The sequence below is a fragment of the Nonomuraea sp. NPDC049695 genome, assembly GCF_040674955.1.
GTDB lineage: Bacteria > Actinomycetota > Actinomycetes > Streptosporangiales > Streptosporangiaceae > Nonomuraea > Nonomuraea helvata.
Genome location: NZ_JBFANV010000026.1, coordinates 43,523 through 60,828 on the forward strand (window position 1 = coordinate 43,523; position 17,306 = coordinate 60,828).

14 protein-coding genes are annotated in these 17,306 nt (G+C 70.4%); 7 read left to right on the top strand and 7 right to left on the bottom strand.

From position 1 onward, the window contains the following. Positions 1 to 84 precede the first annotated feature (84 nt). From AB0J64_RS23070 to AB0J64_RS23080, 3 genes are read right to left on the bottom strand one after another with little or no spacing between them, the layout of a single operon-like run. Positions 85 to 525: a YbaB/EbfC family DNA-binding protein gene (locus AB0J64_RS23070; RefSeq protein ID WP_364030050.1), complete on the bottom strand. Its 441-nt coding sequence runs from the start codon at positions 523 to 525 to the stop codon at positions 85 to 87. A 28-nt stretch (positions 526 to 553) separates the two neighbouring features. Then, on the bottom strand, positions 554 to 1,396 hold the full coding sequence (locus tag AB0J64_RS23075) for a hypothetical protein (protein WP_364030053.1): 843 nt from the start codon (positions 1,394 to 1,396) through the stop codon (positions 554 to 556). After that, positions 1,393 to 1,707, bottom strand: a complete 315-nt coding sequence (locus AB0J64_RS23080) for a hypothetical protein (protein ID WP_364030056.1) — start codon at positions 1,705 to 1,707, stop codon at positions 1,393 to 1,395. The genes AB0J64_RS23075 and AB0J64_RS23080 overlap by 4 nt, the downstream gene beginning before the upstream one ends. A gap of 124 nt (positions 1,708 to 1,831) precedes the next feature. Between AB0J64_RS23080 and AB0J64_RS23085 the strand changes: the two genes are divergently transcribed. Beyond that, the gene (locus AB0J64_RS23085) at positions 1,832 to 2,263 is read left to right on the top strand and encodes a YbaB/EbfC family nucleoid-associated protein (RefSeq protein ID WP_364030059.1); all 432 of its coding nucleotides are present in this window, start codon (positions 1,832 to 1,834) and stop codon (positions 2,261 to 2,263) included. A gap of 4 nt (positions 2,264 to 2,267) precedes the next feature. Here the strand turns inward: AB0J64_RS23085 and eccD are convergent, their stop codons facing one another. Further along, positions 2,268 to 3,653: a type VII secretion integral membrane protein EccD gene (eccD, locus tag AB0J64_RS23090; protein WP_364030062.1), complete on the bottom strand. Its 1,386-nt coding sequence runs from the start codon at positions 3,651 to 3,653 to the stop codon at positions 2,268 to 2,270. 154 nt (positions 3,654 to 3,807) lie between these two features. Between eccD and eccCa the strand changes: the two genes are divergently transcribed. The 3 genes from eccCa to AB0J64_RS23105 are packed head-to-tail and all read left to right on the top strand — an operon-like array spanning position 3,808 to position 9,166. Then, complete coding sequence (gene eccCa, locus AB0J64_RS23095; RefSeq protein ID WP_364030065.1) at positions 3,808 to 7,791, top strand: type VII secretion protein EccCa; 3,984 nt, start codon at positions 3,808 to 3,810, stop codon at positions 7,789 to 7,791. An 8-nt stretch (positions 7,792 to 7,799) separates the two neighbouring features. Next, positions 7,800 to 8,084, top strand: a complete 285-nt coding sequence (locus tag AB0J64_RS23100) for a hypothetical protein (RefSeq protein WP_364030068.1) — start codon at positions 7,800 to 7,802, stop codon at positions 8,082 to 8,084. Beyond that, positions 8,081 to 9,166 carry a transglycosylase SLT domain-containing protein gene (locus AB0J64_RS23105; RefSeq protein WP_364030071.1) on the top strand — a complete coding sequence of 362 codons (1,086 nt, stop codon included), beginning with the start codon at positions 8,081 to 8,083 and terminating at the stop codon, positions 9,164 to 9,166. The genes AB0J64_RS23100 and AB0J64_RS23105 overlap by 4 nt, the downstream gene beginning before the upstream one ends. Positions 9,167 to 9,175: 9 nt before the next feature. On the opposite strand, the gene AB0J64_RS23110 is transcribed toward AB0J64_RS23105, so the two are convergent. The 3 genes from AB0J64_RS23110 to AB0J64_RS23120 form a co-directional block, all read right to left on the bottom strand. Next, complete coding sequence (locus AB0J64_RS23110; RefSeq protein WP_364030074.1) at positions 9,176 to 11,485, bottom strand: protein kinase; 2,310 nt, start codon at positions 11,483 to 11,485, stop codon at positions 9,176 to 9,178. A gap of 98 nt (positions 11,486 to 11,583) precedes the next feature. Beyond that, entirely contained in the window at positions 11,584 to 12,750 is a 1,167-nt protein-coding gene (locus AB0J64_RS23115; protein ID WP_364030077.1) for a S8 family serine peptidase, read from the bottom strand. A gap of 99 nt (positions 12,751 to 12,849) precedes the next feature. Continuing rightward, a complete protein-coding gene (locus tag AB0J64_RS23120) occupies positions 12,850 to 13,122 on the bottom strand; it encodes a WXG100 family type VII secretion target (RefSeq protein WP_344997026.1) in 273 nt (90 codons plus the stop codon). A 131-nt stretch (positions 13,123 to 13,253) separates the two neighbouring features. Here AB0J64_RS23120 and AB0J64_RS23125 point away from each other — a divergent pair, with 131 nt between their 5' ends. The 3 genes from AB0J64_RS23125 (at position 13,254) to AB0J64_RS23135 (ending at position 17,288) form a co-directional block, all read left to right on the top strand. Next, positions 13,254 to 13,973 carry an SDR family oxidoreductase gene (locus tag AB0J64_RS23125; protein ID WP_364030080.1) on the top strand — a complete coding sequence of 240 codons (720 nt, stop codon included), beginning with the start codon at positions 13,254 to 13,256 and terminating at the stop codon, positions 13,971 to 13,973. Positions 13,974 to 14,000: 27 nt separating this feature from the next. Further along, positions 14,001 to 15,758 carry a biotin carboxylase N-terminal domain-containing protein gene (locus tag AB0J64_RS23130; protein WP_364030083.1) on the top strand — a complete coding sequence of 586 codons (1,758 nt, stop codon included), beginning with the start codon at positions 14,001 to 14,003 and terminating at the stop codon, positions 15,756 to 15,758. Between the two features lie 141 nt (positions 15,759 to 15,899). Then, the gene (locus tag AB0J64_RS23135) at positions 15,900 to 17,288 is read left to right on the top strand and encodes a hypothetical protein (protein WP_364030086.1); all 1,389 of its coding nucleotides are present in this window, start codon (positions 15,900 to 15,902) and stop codon (positions 17,286 to 17,288) included. Positions 17,289 to 17,306: the final 18 nt, after the last annotated feature.

Here is a 17,306-nt window from a genome sequence, read left to right on the forward strand (position 1 = left end):
TATAAGCACCTTTTGTCTCGCCAGTAACATACATCCCAGAAAGCAGCGTGTGACAGCTTCCGGACGGCTCTGCAAAGCCCCTGGTCAGAGATCGAGATCGCGGCGGATCCGGTCCAGCTCGCCCATGACGTCCTCGAAGGCGCGGTCATAGCTGGCCTCGGCCCGCTTGACCTGCTTGAGCATGGCTGCGGAATCCTCGACCATGCGCATCGGGCTCGCCGCGCCGAACATCTCGGCCATCAGCTCGCTGGACAGGCGATGGAGGTCGGCGACGGCGTCCTGCACGGTCGCCTTGATCTTCTCCGACAGCTCCGCGGCGCCCAGCCGCATGCCCTTCGGGCGGATCTCGAGCGTACGCAGGCCCTCCTGCGCGTACTCGACGAGGACCAGATGATCCTCGTCCTCCGCGCGGCCGACCAGCTTCGCCATGGCCTTCTCCAGCTCCTCAGCCTTGGCGATCTGCTGATCGACGCTGTGGAGGAGCCGGTCCATGTCGATGTTGCCGAAATCCCCGAAATCCGTCACAGGTCACATCTTGCACCAAGAGCCACTATCACGGCGTGATGTACTCCACATTGGGGGCGACCCAGTCAAAGTTCTGGGCGCCCGCAGGGAGCCGACCGGGCGCGGGCGGCTCCTGGAAGGACGGGTGGTTCTTGACGTCGAGCGTGGCGTAACTGAAGTCGATCTTGGCGGCCCCCGTCGGCGCGACGTAGCCGAACTGCCGCTCCTTCTTCGCCATGGTCGTGAGGGTGTCAGCGCCCTTGCCGAGCAGCGCCGCGACCGCGCCCGTGGCGATCGTCGTCACACTGACCAGTTTGGCGCTGGTCATCTTCTCGAGAAGCATCCCGGTCGCCGACGTCACCGGCGACGGGCACAGCTTCAGCCACAGAGCCCTGATGAGCGCCACGAGCGCCGCTCCGGCCAGCGTCAGCATGGCGATCCAGTACGCGCGGAAGGTGGCCGCGATCTCGTCGAGCACCTTGCCGATGTCGTTGAAGACCATGCGGAGCGAGCCGATCTCACGGTGGAAGAGCGCGTGCACACGCGCGTACTCCTGCTGGTCCGCCGCGATCCACCCGCTCTCCGACGTCTTGAGGATCTGCGGCATGAGGTTCTTCACGCCGTCGTCGAGCCTGGCGGCCATGCCGGCGCTCCAGGTGGCTCCCGCGGTCGCGATCTCCCCCTCGTCGGCGTTGACCGTGGCGGCGACGAGGATGGCGGGGATGACCCACGGAGAGAGCCGTCCCGCGGCCCGCAGCAGGCCCAGTGCCCTCGGAGCGGCGCTCTCGGCGGACGCGCCCAGCGATCCGATCTTGCCGGTGGCCTGGTTGAAGGGGATCAGCGGTGACTGCGACGGGGAGACGGGCCGCAGGGACCGTACGGGGTCGCTCATGCGCGGTACCGGATCATGCTGGCGTTCTCGGCGGCGGTCCAGTTGCGCTCGCAGTTGGTCAGGGCCGTCTCCCAGCTGTCCAGCGTGTCGATGGCCTGGCCCATCAGCGCGTCGAAGCGATGCTGGACCGACTTGTACGTGTCCCCGATGATGTGGTTGCCCAGCGTCCCGAAGCCCGCGCCCCCGACATCGGCAGCCGGGATCAGGCTGCGGACGAAGCCGATCATGTCGGTCTTCAGTTCCCGGTCGATCCGGGTGCGGGTATGGCGGATGGTGCTCGAGGTGATGTGGATTTCCCGTTGAGTTGCCACGGGGATGGATTCTTTCGGTGATTTAGACCGGTTTCATCACTCATAGCGGTTTTTTCGTGATCACTTCAGCGTCTGGTAATCCGGCGCTCCCCAACCGTTAACCCGTACCCGGTGGCGTGCTCGCATGAATCCCAACGACTTCAACCCCGACGACCTCGACCGCGTCCTGCGTGAGAGCGAGCGCTCGCTGCGCGAGCTGACCGGTGCGATGGAGCAGCTCGGCAGCGTCTTCGGCGAGGGGGAGAGCCGCAGCGGCACGGTCACGGCGCGAGTGGACGCCAACGGTCGCCTCGACCACCTCAAGCTCGGCGCCAGGGCGAGTCGCATGGAGCTGGACGAGCTCACGGAGGAGATCCTCCAGGCGGTCCGCGCCGCCCAGGACGACCAGGCACGCAAGACCATGGCGCTCATCCCCGTGGAGCCCTCGCTGGGGATCTCTCTGGAGCAGATCCATCAGCAGTTCGACCAACTGCAGGACTCGTTCTCGCGGGACATGCACGACCACATGGACAACCTGGAGGCCATCCGCCGCCGCGCCCTGTCCGACGACGACTGAGCCCTCAGCCCGCCAGCCCGCGCACCCAGGAGTAGACGTCCAGGACGCCCAGCGCCACCGGCACCAGGGCCACGATGAGCAGCCACTCCACGATGTCGGCCGCCCGCCCCCAGAAGGGCGACAGCTTCCCGTTGGGCAGCCAGACGCCCATGCCGACGACCACCATCGCGGTCCACAGCAGCCCGAGCACCACGGCCACCGAGGCCAGGCCGCCGACGGCGATCCCGATCTCGACCGCCACGGCGGCCAGCCCGGCGAACCCCGCGAGCAGCAGCCAGAGCCGCTGCCCGACCCCCTGGAACACCCGGGCCCGCATGAGCTGCGTCAGCGACAGCACCACGGACATGGCCACCGAGATCCACGTGCCCTGCTCCACCAGCAGCGCCTGAGCCCCGAGCCCGACCAGCGAGACGCCGGCGATCATGCCGGTCGCGTAACGCTGCGCGGCCCCCGTGCGCTGCAGCACGGAGGCGCTGTCGAGCTGCTGGTTGTCGCTGCGCAGCTCTTCGGCGTTGGTGGGCATCGACGGCAGCGGCACCCTGGCGAGCCGGAACGACAGCAGGGGGATCAGCGGGCTGAAAGCCATCACGACGGCCGCGCAGACCGCCGCGACTCCCGCCGCGGACGCCCCGGTCACCATGACCACGGCCGCGCCCACGGCCCCCACCATGGACGCGATGGCGGTGCCGAGGAAGCCGGGCACACCGTCGGCGATGGCGGTGCCGCCGATCGTGGCGATCAGCGCGGCGCAGGCCAGCGCTCCCAGGAGCTGTGGCGACCCGATGCCCGCCAGCCCGCCTCCCGCCGCCGGGGCGAACAGTCCGGCGAGGAACGCGTACGGCAGCGCGGCGTAGCCCACCAGCGCCCCAGCGCCGGAGTCGCCGACGGCCCTGGAGATGGCCACCCCCACCCCGACCAGGAGCAGCGCGAGGGCCCCTGCCACGATCGCGGTGACGAGCGGGGTCAGCCCGCCGAACGGCAGCGCCACGGCCCCGGCCACGAGCAGCCCGGCGGCCGCCCCACTGCCCAGCCCGCGGGTGTGCCTCGCCTCCCACTTGCCCCTGCCCTCGCGCACGCCGGTGGCCACCACGTCGGCCACGTCGTCGAATCTCGCGGGCGGCAGGGCCAGCTCGCGCGGCCTCAGGTAGAGGATCTCTCCGTCGAGCACGCCCAGCGATCCCAGGCTCTGCGCGAGGTCGAAGGGCGCCCCGCCGAGCCGCTGCAGCGTCCAGCCGGGCGCGGACGCCGTCTCGCCGCCCAGCTCCCCCATGGCCCGCAGCAGGCCCGGGAGAACGTGCGGGAGCGGGATGTCCGCAGGTAGCGCCAGGTCGGCTTTTCTGCGCGGCCCGACCACCGTGACATGGCACAGCGGCGGAAGCGGAGCAGGCATCTGGTGCAACGTGCTCTGATGCGAGGGCGGAATCTCGGCCAGCGATGTCACACGCCAAACATAGCGAGGAGAAGTTAACTCAGACCCCAACTCGGGCGTAAGGCACATCTGGTAAGAAGGGTCTTCCATAGCATCAGAAGGGGCATGTCCAAGGGTGAGCATCGTCGTCGTGCGGCGCCCAGAGCGCCGTCCCAGCCCGAAGCCGCCACGCGGCGAGATCCTCCTGGAGTCTCCACCGGAGATTCCCGAGGTGCAGTCACAGGGCATGATGGCAGTGCTCACGTACCTGCCGATGGTGGCGGGTGCGGCGGCGATGGGCCTGATGTTCACGGCCGGCGGCACGAACTCCAACCCCATCATGTACGTCGCGAGCGGCCTGTTCGCGTTCTCCATGGTCGGCATGACGGTCGGCCAGATGGGCCGGCAGGCGGGTGAGCGCAGGCACCGGCTCAACGGCGCCCGCCGCGACTACTTCCGCTATCTCGCCCAGATCCGCAAGCGGGTGCGCAAGGCCGCGATCCAGCAGCGCGAGGCGCTCGAATGGAGCGGCCCGGCCCCCGACACGCTCTGGTGGACCGCCATGGGCCCCCGCCTGTGGGAGCGCCGCCCGCGGGACGAGGACTTCAGCACCGTACGCCTGGGCACCGGCATCCAGAAGCTGGCCATCCAGCTCATCCCGCCGGACTCCAAGCCGGTCGAGGACCTGGACGCGCTCTCCGCCGGAGCGCTGCGCCGGTTCATCCGCACGCATTCGACGGTCTCGCAGCTCCCCGTGGCCGTGGCGCTGCACTCGTTCGCCCGGATCAAGCTGGACGGCGACCCGGCCATGGTCCGGGCCCTGGTCAGAGCGATGATCGCGCAGATGGTGGTGTTCCACTCGCCTGACGACATGCGGATCATGGTGTGCGCCGGCAAGGAGTGGATGACCCACTGGGAGTGGGTCAAGTGGCTGCCGCACGCGCTGCATCCCGAGGAGACCGACGGCGCGGGGCAGGTCAGGCTCCTGGCCGAGAATCTGGCCCAGCTCGACCGGCTCGTCGGCGGCGAGCTCAAGGAGCGGGCCCGGTTCAGGCCGGGCGCGTCACCGGACGCGCTGCCGTACCACGTGCTCATCCTGGACGGCGGACACGTGCCGCAGGACTCTCAGCTCGGCGCGGACGCCATCGACGGCGTGACCGTCATCGACCTGTCGAACTCGGCCGGCGTGGTCGAGGAGCGCAGCACGCTGCGGCTGCGGATCAACTCCGCCGGCTTCCACATGGTCAAGCTGGACCACGCGGGCAAGGAGAGCACGAACCGGCTGGGCGACCCCGACTCGCTCGACTACCTCAGGGCCGAAGGGCTGGCCCGGCAGCTCGCGCCGCTGCGGGCCTCGACCGCCAGGGGCGGGGAGGCCCAGGACGTCCTGGCGACGAACACGACGCTGACCGAGCTGCTCGGCGTCGGCGAGCCGACCCGGCTGGACACCGCGCAGACCTGGCGTCCCCGCGCGGGCAGGAACCGGCTGCGCGTCCCGATCGGCCTCGGCGCGGACGGCCGCGTCGTCGAGCTGGACATCAAGGAGTCCGCGCAGGGCGGCATGGGGCCGCACGGGCTGGTGATCGGCGCGACCGGCTCGGGCAAGTCGGAGCTGCTGCGCACGCTCGTGCTGGGCCTGGCGGTGACGCACTCCTCGGAGATCCTCAACTTCGTGCTCGTCGACTTCAAGGGCGGCGCGACCTTCCTCGGTCTGGAGAGCCTCTCCCACGTCTCCGCGGTCATCACGAACCTGGAGGACGAGCTGCCGCTCGTCGACCGCATGCACGACGCGCTGCACGGCGAGATGGTGCGCCGGCAGGAGCTGCTGCGGGCGGCCGGCAACTACGCCTCGCTGCGCGACTACGAGCGCGCCCGCGAGCAGGGGGTCAACCTGCACCCGATGCCGACGCTGTTCGTGGTCCTCGACGAGTTCAGCGAGTTGCTGACGGCCAAGCCGGAGTTCGTCGACCTGTTCGTGATGATCGGGCGGCTCGGCCGCTCGCTCGGCGTCCACCTGCTGCTGGCCTCGCAGCGGCTGGAGGAGGGACGGCTGCGCGGCCTCGACACGCACCTGTCGTACCGGATCGGCCTGCGGACGTTCTCGGCCATGGAGAGCCGGGTCGTGCTGGGCGTGGCCGACGCGTACGAGCTGCCGTCCGCGCCGGGCAACGGCTATCTCAAGTTCGACACGACGGGCATGACCAGGTTCAAGGCCGCGTACGTGTCCGGCGCGTACCAGGGCGACCCCCGGCACGTCGCCACGACCGACGGCGTCGTGCCGATCAGGGAGGTCGTGGAGTACGGGACCGAGTTCGTCCCCGTCCCGCTCGTCGACGAGCCGGTGGAGCCGGCCTCGCAGGAGGAGAGCAAGTCGCAGCAGACCCTGCTCGACATCGTCGTCTCCCGGCTGGCCGGCAAGGGACCCGCCGCCCACAGCATCTGGCTGCCCCCGCTGGCCGAGCCGCCCACGCTCGCGCACCTGCTGCCGCCGCTGTCGATCACGCCCGAGCACGGCCTGACGACGCCCGGCTGGCCGGGGCGCGGGCGGCTGCAGGCCGTGGTGGGCGTCATCGACCGGCCGTTCGAGCAGCGGCGTGACCCGTACTGGCTGGATCTGTCGGGCGCGGCGGGCCACGTGGGCGTGGCGGGCGGCCCGCAGAGCGGCAAGAGCACGGTGCTGCGCACGCTGATCGCCAGCATGGCGCTCACGCACACCCCGCGCGAGGTGCAGTTCTACTGCCTGGACTTCGGCGGCGGCTCGCTCGCGTCGCTGGAGGGCCTGCCGCACGTCGGCGGCGTGGCCAGCAGGCTCGACGGCGACCGGGTACGCCGTACGGTGTCCGAGATCGCCACCATCCTGCAGCAGCGCGAGCGGGAGTTCACCGAGAACGGCGTGGACTCCATGGTGACCTACCGCAAGCGGCTGGCCGACGGCTCGCTCCAGGGCGACGGCTGGGGTGACATCTTCCTCGTGGTCGACGGCTGGCTGACGATCAGGCAGGACTTCGAGGCGCTGGAGCCGGTCATCACCGACCTGGCGGCGCGCGGCCTGGGGTACGGCATCCACGTGGTGACGGCGACCAACAAGTGGTCGGAGTTCCGTCCGGGCATCCGCGACCTGTTCGGCACGAGGATCGAGCTCAAGCTCGGCGACGCGTACGAGTCGGAGATCAACAGGAAGAAGTCGCTGGCCGTCCCCGAAGGCGTGCCCGGGCGCGGCCTGACCAGGGACGGGCTGCACTTCCTGTCCGCGCTGCCCAGGATCGACGGCGTGCAGGACGCCGAGGACCTGGCGGCCGGCGTGCAGGGCCTGGTCCGCGCGGTCAGGGACTCCTGGCAGGGCGAGCCCGCCAAGCGCGTCAGGCTGCTGCCCTCGGTACTGCCCGCCGCGTCGCTGCCCACGGCGGAGGAGATCGGCAAGAGCCGCATCGCGATCGGCGTGGACGAGGCCTCGCTCTCGCCCGTGCTCATCGACTTCGAGGCCGACCCGCACTTCGTCGTCGTGGGCGACACCGAGAGCGGCAAGTCGAACATGCTGAAGGTCATCGCCGAGAACGTCGTGGCCAGGTACACGCCGCGCGAGGCGATGCTGATCGTGATCGACTACCGCCGCTCGCTGCTGGACACGGCCGTCAGCGAGAACCGCATCGGCTACGCCGCCTCCAGCGCGGCGGCTCTGGAGCTGGTCAGCGACGCGCGCAACGCGCTGCTCAAGCGCCTGCCGCCGGCCGACCTCACGCCGGAGCAGCTGCGTGCGCGCGACTGGTGGAAGGGCTCCGACCTGTACATCGTGGTCGACGACTACGACCTGGTGGCCACGTCGAACAACCCGCTGCAGCCGCTGGTCGAGCTGCTGCCGCAGGCCCGCGACATCGGCCTGCACCTGATCCTGTCGAGGGCGATGGGCGGTCTGGGCCGGGCCATGTTCGACCCGGTGATCCAGCGGATCAAGGACATGGCCAGCCCGGCGGTGATCCTGTCCGGCAGCAAGGACGAGGGCTTCCTGTTCGGCAACGTACGTGCCCAGCCGCAGCCGCCAGGACGCGGATTCATCGTGGACAGGAAGTTCGGCGCACGGCTAGCCCAGACGGCGTTCTGGCCGCCGGCGGATGGGGACTGAGAGGACTCATGGCAGGACTGGACATCCATTTCGACGCGCTCGACGACTGCCGATCGTCCGCCAAGACGTTGATCGGCAAGTTCGGTGACCTGGCCGACGGCTACCCGGCCGGCCGGCCAGACTCGACGATCTTCGGCAAGCTGGGCGACTCCTCCGCCCTGGCGGACGCCGTGAGCACCGTCGAGACCACGGCGGACAGCGAGTTCGGCAAGGCCAAGAGCTTGGTCGAGAGCGTCGAACGGGCGCTCGACCAGGTGCAGGAGAACGTACGGAGAGCGAACGACCCGTCATGAGCGCACCTGAAGGCATTCGCGAGCTGCCCAACGGCCCCGAGTTGGCGGCCATGGCCGACAACGTCACCGGCAGCCCCTCCTCGATCCGCGGCATCGCCAAGCGCTGGCGCTCGGCCGCGGGCAACGTGCTCACTCACACCGGCACGCTCGGCTCCGCCGTGACCACCGTGGACCTCGCCTGGGAAGGCGCGTCGGCGGACGCGTTCGTGACCTACATGGCCGACTACGGCAAGGCCGGGCAGGATCTCCACGACGCGCTGCTCAACTGCGCCACCTCGCTGGACAACGCCGCCGACGCCCTGGAGACCGCCCAGGGGCAGGTGGACGGCATCTGCGACCGCCTGCTCACGCGGGTGAGCACGTACAAGAGCAACAACCCCGACGCCAAGCAGGACGAACTCGACAGCGCGATCGGCCGCATGGTGAACGAGGAGATCGAGAACGCGCGTAAGCCGGTGCGGGAGGCCAAGCAGGCCGTCACCGACGCCAAGGACGCGATCGCCAAGTTCATGAAAGAGCGGAAGACCACGTTCGCGCAGATCAAGAGGGCCGGCGAGCAGGAGTTCGTGCCCGGCCCCGGGCACCGGCTCGACTGGCGGCGGACGGTGAGCTACACCTCGCAGTCCGCCGAGACCGGCGTCGGCGGCAGCCCGATCGCCGGGGGCGTCGGCGGGTACGGGCCCAGCGGCCTGCCTCCGGCGGGCGGCGGCGGCGCCGCTCCTTCCGGCAAGGTCAAGGAGTGGATCGAGCAGGCCATCGCCATCCTGCGCGAGCAGGGCTACCCCGTCGACAAGATGAACGTCAACGACATCGGGACGATCATCCAGTTCGAGTCGGGCGGCAACCCCCACGCCATCAACCTGTGGGACTCCAACGCCGCCGCGGGGCACCCGTCGAAGGGCCTGATGCAGACCATCGACCCGACCTTCAACGCCTACTCGATCGACGGCCACAAGAACATCTACAACCCTGTGGACAACATCATCGCGGGCGTGCGCTACGCCATCGAGCGCTACGGCTCAGTGTCCGCGGTGCCGGGGATCATCGGGATGAGGACCGGAACCGGCTACCGCGGTTACTGAAACCGGGCTCTAGCCGCAGTTGCCCCAGGGTGCGCTGGTGCTGCCCGAGCCGGCGCTGCCGGAGTAACGCACGCACTTGCCCTTGGCGGTCAGCTTGACGGGGCCCGCGTAGTACTCGTAGCTGCCCGAGTCGGTGTTGCTCCCGCCGCCCTGCACCTCAAGCGTGGCGCTGACCGGGGTGGCCTTGCCGACGTCCGGGCCCGACTTGATGGTGACCACGCAGTTCTGGCTCGTGCTGTTGTTCCAGAGCTGGTACGTGGTACCGCCGCTGAACGAGCTCGACCGCTGGACGACGAACCCGCCGCCGCACACCTGGGTCGCGGTGTAGGGGTTCGTCTTCGGCGGCGGAGGGGTCGTCTTCGTCGGGGTGGGCTTCGCCGTCGTCTTGGTGGGGGTCGGCTTCGCCGTCGTCTTCGTCGGAGTCGGCTTCGCCGTCGTCCTGGTGGGAGTGGGCTTCGCCGTCGTCCTCGTCGGCGTGGGGGTCGGCTCCGGCTCCTTCGTGGGCTCCTTGGTGGGCTCCTTCGTGGGCTCCTGAGTCGGCGTCGGCGTGGGGCTGGGCGGCACGGTCTTGGTGACCGTGGCCGTCGGCTTGGCGTGCTTGGTCGCCTTGGCCTTGGTCGGCTTGCCGCTCGCCACCGGCTGCGTCTGGGTCGGCTGCACCGTCGCCGTGACCGTGGGGATCGGGACCGGCTGGGTCACGATCTGCGTCGGCGTCGGCACGGTCGTCAGGACCGGCACCTCCGGGCCGCCCGTGGCGCCGTCGGTCGGGAGCGTCATGGGACCGACCCCGTTGTCGTCAGGGGTGGGGGTGGCCGCCCACGGCGCCGTCACCTCCGTCTGCGGCTGCGTGGGCGCGCCGCTCACGGATCCCTGGGCGGCGAAGGCGTCGACCTGCCCCTGCTGCTGCTTCGTCGGCTCGCCACTGGCCGCGGCGGCCGGGGCGAAGGTGACCTTGTTGGAGTACTCGCTCGCACCCCACAGGCCGAGCCCGGACAGGAGCACGACCGCGGTCACACCGGCCACGAGGCCGACCGGGAACGGCTTGCGCGGCTGGCTGTCAGCCTGCCCGCCGGGCACGACGGTGGGCGTCCAGCCGGGGGGCTGGTTCGGCGGGCCAGGCGGGGGTCCCCAGATCTGCGTCGGCTCCACCGGGCCGGGCTCCATGTGGCCGTGCTCCATGGGGCCGTGCTGCATGGGGCCGGGCTGCATCGGCCCCTGCTCCATGGGCCCGTGCGGCATCGGGCCCTGCTGCATGGGAACCGGGCCCATCGGCCCGTGGTCCGCGGGGCCCGGCTGCATGGGGCCGGCCGCCATGGGTCCGGGCTGCATGGGGCCGGGCGGCATCGGCCCGTGCTCCATGGGGCCGTGCGGCATCGGCCCCTGCGGCATCGGACCCTGGCCCATCGGGCCTTGGGGCGGCATGACGGGCGTCTGCGCGCCTTCGATCGACAGCTGGATGGGCAGGATCGCGGGTGGCGCCTCGCCCCCGGGGTGCGCCTCGAGCAGGGTGGTCGCGCCGTCGGCCTGCGCGGGCGGCGGCACCGGCACGCCCTCGATCGCCGGGGCGGGCATCGCCACGTTGCTGTCGCCGAGCAGTCGCAGCAGCGCCGTGTACGTCGTCGGCCGGCCCGACACGTCCTTGGACAGCGCGGCCAGCACGACCTGCCGCAGCGGCTCGGGCAGCTCGCCCACCTCGGGCTCGCCGTTCAGCACGGACTCGGCGTCCTGCCCGAACGGGGCTGACCCGGTCGCGGCGAACACGACGGTCGCGGCCCACGCGAACAGGTCCGCGTACGGGCCGTACCTCAGCCCGTTGATCTGCTCGGGTGCGCGGTAGCCGATCTCGCCCGCGGGGTCGCCGATCTCGATGTCGGTGACGCGGAGTCCCTCGTCGGTGAGGATCACGTTCGACGGGGTGAGCCCGCGGTGCGCGAACCCGGCCAGGTGGACCGCGGTCAGCGCGGTCAGCATCCCCACGGCCACGCGCTCCAGCGAGTCCCCGCTCAGGGGCCCGTCGGCGGAGACGGTCTCGGCCAGCGAGCGGCCCTCGACGTGCTCCCTGACGACGTACACCAGGCCGTTGTCCGTGCCGGCGTCGATGGTGCGGGCCACGTACGAGCTCGACACCTTCGCGACGCTCTTGAGCCTGCCCACGAAGCCGGGGTCGGCGGGGTCTTCCTGCAACGTCTTGATGGCGACGCGTGCCGCGCCCTCGGACTCCTGTCCCAGGTATACGACGCCCCGAGGTCCTTCGCCGAGCCGGTCCACGATCTCGTGGCCGCCGATGTGCTCAGGCAAAGAGGAGTCCTTCTCGGCCATGACCGTCCTTCCGAGCTTCCCACGTGATCACGGGACATTTAATCAAATAAGCCACATACGCATCAGTAGTTTCGGTCGGGCGATCTGACTGTTTACCGTCAATTCGCACCTGAGCCGCGGGTCGCCCCCGTTTGAGCGGGGCGCGAGCCGGGACGCCAGCCTCGCTTGCGGCCCATCGGAACGATCATCCAGAACGCCATCACCACCGCGGTCAACGACAGCCCGCCGGCCGCCACGGCCGTCGCCACCTCCATCGAGCGGCTGTCAGGGGGCACGGCCTTGCGTATCGCCGAGGCCGGGAGCGGCGGCGGCACCGGCGCGGCCACCGCCACCTGCTCCGACGGCAGGAGCATGGTGACCGCCAGGAACGGGTTGACCATGCCGGCGCCGGTGCCCTTGCCCGAGGCGCCGTCCGCGGTCAGCATGATGCGGCGGCGTACGCGTACCTGGTCGAGGTTGGGGAAGCGGGCCCGCACCAGGGCGGCGACGCCCGCCACGTACGGCGCCGCGTAGCTCGTGCCCTCCAGCTTGCTCTGGTAGCCCTTGCCCGTCCACGTCGAGCTGATGTCCTGCCCGGGGCCGAGCACGGCGACCGCGTTCGGGTTGGAGAACGTCGAGCGCCCGCCGTCCGGCGTGGCCGAGCCCACGGCCAGCACGCCGTCGTAGGCGGCCGGGTAGGAGGGAGAGGACGACCCGTCGTCCTTCTGCTGGTTGCCCGCGGCGGCGACGATCACGATGTCCCTGCCGAGCGCGTAGTTGACGGCCGCCTTGAGGTCGGGCTGGTCCTGCGCCTCGATGGAGACGTTGATCACGTCGGCGTTCTCGTCGGCGGCGGCCCTGATGGCCTTGGCCAGCACCGACACATCGCCGGACGTGTCGTTGGACTGCTTGATCGACAGGAGTCTGACGCCCGGCGCGACGCCGTAGAACGGGACGTCGGAGCGGGGCTGGCCGGCGATGATGCCGGCCACCGCCGTGCCATGTCCGACGCAGTCGCGGTAGGTGGTGTTGGTGAGGTCGGCCTTGCCCGCCAGGTGGATCTGGGGGTGGGTCTCGTCCACACCGCTGTCGATGACGGCGACGGTGACGCCCTGGCCCATGGTGAGCGGCCAGACGCGCTGGACGTTCAGTCGCCGCTGGGCCCAGCTCTCGGCGATCGCGGGGCTGGCCCTCTTGGGGTTGCACTTCACCGGCGCCTGCGCCAACGCCGGGGCGGCCGAAAGGTGCAGGGCGAGCACGCTCGCCACCAGGGCGCGACCAATCATGGGGGAAAAGCGTAGCTTGCCGGGTTCACCCGATCGCGTGGACCGCCGGAATCAACGGAAGGAAGCCCCGGCACCTTCGCCAGGGCCCCTGCCCGTTGCTCATTTCGTTGCGGACTCGATGTTCTGGCGGTAGGTGCCGATGACCCGCGAAGCCTCCTGCAGCTCCTCGGTCATGCGCTGGAAGGCCGTACGGTAGTTCTGCCACGCCTGCTGGAAACGCTGGGCGCCCGGCCCGGTCCACGCCGTGCCGACCTTGGCGGCCTCGCGGTCGAGCGCGGTCATGGTGGTGCGGACCGCCTCCGACTGCTGCGTGAACTGGCTGGCCATCTGCTGCATTTCGGCGAGGTCGCCGCCGAACATGCTCTGGCTCATGCATACCTCCTGGAACATGGGGAAAGCGCCCTCAACTTAAAGGGGTGTCACCGGCCGTCGCCGGAGTTATGCCAAGCGGCTATGGTCTACCCGAGGATTGTTCGGATTCGTCCCTGGGAGCTGTCCATCACATGCGCGAGGTTGTGGTGACCGGCGGAGGCACCGGCATCGGGTACGCCGTTGCCGCCGCTTTCGCCTCGCTCGGCGACCACGTCACCATCACCGGCAGGCGCGAACACGTGCTCAAGGAGGCCGCGTCGCGGCTCGGCGCGGCGTACGCGGCCTTCAACGCCGCCAGTCCCGTCGCGGTGAAGGACGCGCTCGACAGCCTGCCGCGGCACGTGGACGTGCTGGTCAACAACGCCGGCGGCAACACCAACCTCGACCGCAGGCAGTCCGGCGAGCTGATGGACGTGGCCGAGGCCTGGTGGGCCAACCTCAACGCCAACCTGATGTCCGCCGTCCTCGTGACCACCGCGCTGACGCCGCGCATCAGGGAAGGCGGCCGGGTCGTCTCCATCGGCTCGATCGCGGCACGCGGCACGGGCTCCGGCTCGTACGGCGCCGCCAAGGCCGCCCTGGAGTCCTGGATCGCCGACCTCGCCGCCGAACTCGGCCCCAGGGGCATCACGGCGAACGTCGTCTCCCCCGGTCTCGTCCTGGACACCGAGTTCTTCCGCGGGCGGCTGACGGAGGAGGGCATCAAGGCCCGCGTGCAGAACACGCGCAACGGCCGCCCTGGCACTCCCTCCGACGTGGCGGATACCGTTCTCTTTCTGGCCTCCGCGGGAGCCAGGCATGTCACCGGGCAGGTGCTTCACGTGAACGGCGGCGCGTACCTGGGTCGCTGAACTCTCTCAAGGAAGGACGTCGGGTCGGTGCGGAAGGTTCTGATCGCCAATCGGGGCGAGATCGCCGTACGTGTGGCACGCGCGTGCAAGGACGCCGGCATCGGGAGCGTGGCCGTCTACGCCGAGCAGGATCTCGAGGCGTTGCACGTCAAGGTCGCCGACGAGGCGTACGCGCTGGGCGGCCAGTCGCCCGCCGAGACCTACCTGAACATCGACAAGCTGCTGGAGATCGCGCGCCGCTCCGGGTCGGATGCCGTGCACCCCGGATACGGCTTCCTGGCCGAGAACGCCGCCTTCGCGCAGGCCGTCATCGACGCGGGCCTGATCTGGATCGGGCCGCCGCCGTCCGCCATCGCCGCGCTCGGCGACAAGGTGCAGGCCAGGCACATCGCGCAGAAGGTCGGCGCGCCGCTGGTCGCCGGCACCAAGGACCCGGTCTCCGGAGCCGACGAGGTCGTCGCGTTCGCGGAGGAGCACGGGCTGCCGATCGCGATCAAGGCGGCGTACGGCGGCGGCGGCCGCGGCATCAAGGTGGCGCGCAGGCTGGAGGAGGTCGCCGAGCTGTACGAGTCGGCCGTGCGCGAGGCCGTCGCGTCGTTCGGCCGGGGCGAGTGCTTCGTGGAGCGCTACCTCGACCGTCCCCGCCACGTCGAGACGCAGTGCCTGGCCGACTCCCACGGCAACGTGGTCGTGGTCAGCACGCGCGACTGCTCGCTCCAGCGCCGCCACCAGAAGCTCGTGGAGGAGGCGCCGGCGCCGTTCCTGTCGGAGGAGCAGGTCGAGATCCTCTACACCAGCTCGAAGGCCATCCTGAAGGAGGCCGGGTACGTCGGGGCCGGCACGTGCGAGTTCCTCGTCGGCCAGGACGGGACGATCTCGTTCCTGGAGGTGAACACGCGGCTCCAGGTCGAACACCCGGTCACCGAGGAGGTGTCCGGCATCGACCTGGTGCGGGAGATGTTCAGGATCGCCGACGGGGAAGCGCTCGAATACGGCGACCCGGCGCTGCGCGGCCACTCGATCGAGTTCCGGATCAACGCCGAGGACGCCGGGCGCAACTTCCTGCCCGCTCCCGGGACGCTGACCGTCATGCGCGCGCCCTCCGGCCCCGGAGTGCGGCTCGACTCCGGGTACGAGGCCGGGATGACGGTGCCGCAGACGTTCGACTCGCTCGTGGCGAAGCTGATCGTCACCGGGCGGACGCGGGATGAGGCACTGCAGCGGGCGCGGCGGGCGCTGGCGGAGTTCGAGATCTCGGGGATGCCCACCGTGCTGCCGTTCCATCGGGCCGTCGTGTCCGATCCGGCCTTCGCCTCCGCGCCGTTCTCGGTGCACACGCGGTGGATCGAGACCGAGTGGGAGAACACGGTCGCGCCGTACGACGAGGAGAGCGCCGCAGGACCGGGCGGCGCGGCGCGCGAGACGGTGACGGTCGAGGTCGGGGGCAAGCGCCTGGAGGTCGTCCTGCCTGCCGGGCTCGCCACGTCCGGACCCGGCGCCTCCGCCCCCGCCCCCGGCAAGGCGCCGCGCCGGGGCGGCGGCTCCAGGAAGGCGTCGGCGGCGGGCGGTGACGCGCTGGTCAGCCCGATGCAGGGGACGATCGTCAAGGTCGTGGCCACAGACGGGGACGTGGTGGCCGAGGGCGACACGGTCGTCGTCCTGGAGGCCATGAAGATGGAGCAGCCGCTCGCCGCCCACAAGTCGGGCACGATCACGGGGCTCACGGCGGCGATCGGGCAGCCCGTCACCTCCGGCGCCACGATCTGCGAGATCAAGGACGCCTGACCCGCAAATCCATGGCTCCAGGCTCTTCCGTCGCTCTTCTGTCACGGTGCGCGCTTGCCGGCTCGCCTGAGGGTAGCGTGCCCCATGAGGAACTTTACCGACCGCCCGTTCGTCCTCATGGGCGAAGGAGGCTTGCTGCCAATGACCCATTCGCTGCGCCGCGCAGGGGCCGCGATCGCGGCTCTGATCGCCGGTCTGATCGTCGTTCTTGCGCTGTCCCCTGCCGCCAACGCGGCGGCTCCCCCTGATGCTCAGTCGGTGGTGTCCTATTGGAAGGACAAGAAGGACCCGCTCTTCGTGGATTCGGGCTCGCCGCTGACCTCTGATCAGCAGAGTGAGATCCGTGACGCGCTGAAGGGGGCCGACAGCAAGATCTACGCTGTGGCGGTGCCCGGCGGCACGATCACCGACTCCAATGTTGCGTCCTACATGAACTCGCTCAATTCCGCATTGACGACCGCAGGCCGCAACCGCGCCACGTTCGCCGTGCTCGACGGCACGAAGCTGTACGCCGCCTCCAGCGCCATCCGCAAAGCGGGTGTCGCGGGCCGGTTGGCCGACCTCTCGGTCACCGCGAACTCGGGCAATGTCGTGGACGGGATGAAGGACTTCGTCAACCGCGTGGACTCCGCCGTCGCGGGTAAGTCGGGCCCCGCGCTCGACCCTGACAGCCAGGCCAACCCTGGCGCCGGCGGCACCGCGGCGCTGATCGGCCTGGGCGCACTGGCCCTGGTCGGCGGTGGCGGCTACTTCCTCTACTCCAGCAACAAGAAGAAGAAGCGGGCCATCCAGGAGGCCAAGGACCTGGCGGCCGTCAAGCAGACCGTGGACGAGGACGTCACCAAACTCGGCGAGGAGATCACCGCCCTCGACACCGACGTCACGCTGGCCGGCCAGGGCGGCACGCACATCGAGGAATGGCAGCAGGCGCTCGACTCCTACGAGAAGGCCAAGACGCAACTGGCCACCGTCCAGCGGGCCGACCAGGTCCGCGACGTCACCCAGACCCTCGAGGACGGCCGCTACGCGCTGGCCGTGGTCAAGGCCAAGGTCAACAACGAGCCGGTCCCCGAGCGGCGCGCCCCCTGCTTCTTCAACCCGCAGCACGGCCCGTCCGTCCGTGACGTCCGCTGGGCCCCGCCCGGCGGCGCGCTCCGCGACGTGCCGGCCTGCCGGATGGACGCCGAGGCCGTGGAGCGCGGCTTCGACCCGCAGATGCGCGAGGTCATGGTCGACGGCCACCGCCGCCCGTACTACGACGCGGGCCCGGCGTACCAGCCGTACGCGTACGGCTACTACGGCGGCTTCGGCGATGTCATGACCGGCATGTTCATCGGCACCATGATGGGCAGCATGCTCAGCGGCGGTTGGGGCTACGGCGGCTACGGCGCCGGCTACGCCGAGGGCTACGCGGACGGCGGCGGCGACCTCGGCGGGGGTGGCGACTTCGGCGGCGGCGGCGACCTCGGTGGCGGCGGCTGGGGTGACTTCGGCGGAGGCGGAGGCGACTTCGGCGGAGGCGACTGGTAAAGCCCTGAGGCCCGAAAG

Coding starts and splice junctions, on each gene's coding strand:
- AB0J64_RS23075 (WP_364030053.1), bottom strand. CDS start 1,396: ATGAGCGACCCCGTACGGTCCCTGCGGCCCGTCTCCCCGTCGCAGTCA.
- AB0J64_RS23135 (WP_364030086.1), top strand. CDS start 15,900: ATGACCCATTCGCTGCGCCGCGCAGGGGCCGCGATCGCGGCTCTGATC.
- AB0J64_RS23110 (WP_364030074.1), bottom strand. CDS start 11,485: ATGGCCGAGAAGGACTCCTCTTTGCCTGAGCACATCGGCGGCCACGAG.
- AB0J64_RS23115 (WP_364030077.1), bottom strand. CDS start 12,750: ATGATTGGTCGCGCCCTGGTGGCGAGCGTGCTCGCCCTGCACCTTTCG.
- AB0J64_RS23120 (WP_344997026.1), bottom strand. CDS start 13,122: ATGAGCCAGAGCATGTTCGGCGGCGACCTCGCCGAAATGCAGCAGATG.
- AB0J64_RS23100 (WP_364030068.1), top strand. CDS start 7,800: ATGGCAGGACTGGACATCCATTTCGACGCGCTCGACGACTGCCGATCG.
- AB0J64_RS23105 (WP_364030071.1), top strand. CDS start 8,081: ATGAGCGCACCTGAAGGCATTCGCGAGCTGCCCAACGGCCCCGAGTTG.
- AB0J64_RS23085 (WP_364030059.1), top strand. CDS start 1,832: ATGAATCCCAACGACTTCAACCCCGACGACCTCGACCGCGTCCTGCGT.
- eccD (WP_364030062.1), bottom strand. CDS start 3,653: ATGCCTGCTCCGCTTCCGCCGCTGTGCCATGTCACGGTGGTCGGGCCG.
- AB0J64_RS23125 (WP_364030080.1), top strand. CDS start 13,254: ATGCGCGAGGTTGTGGTGACCGGCGGAGGCACCGGCATCGGGTACGCC.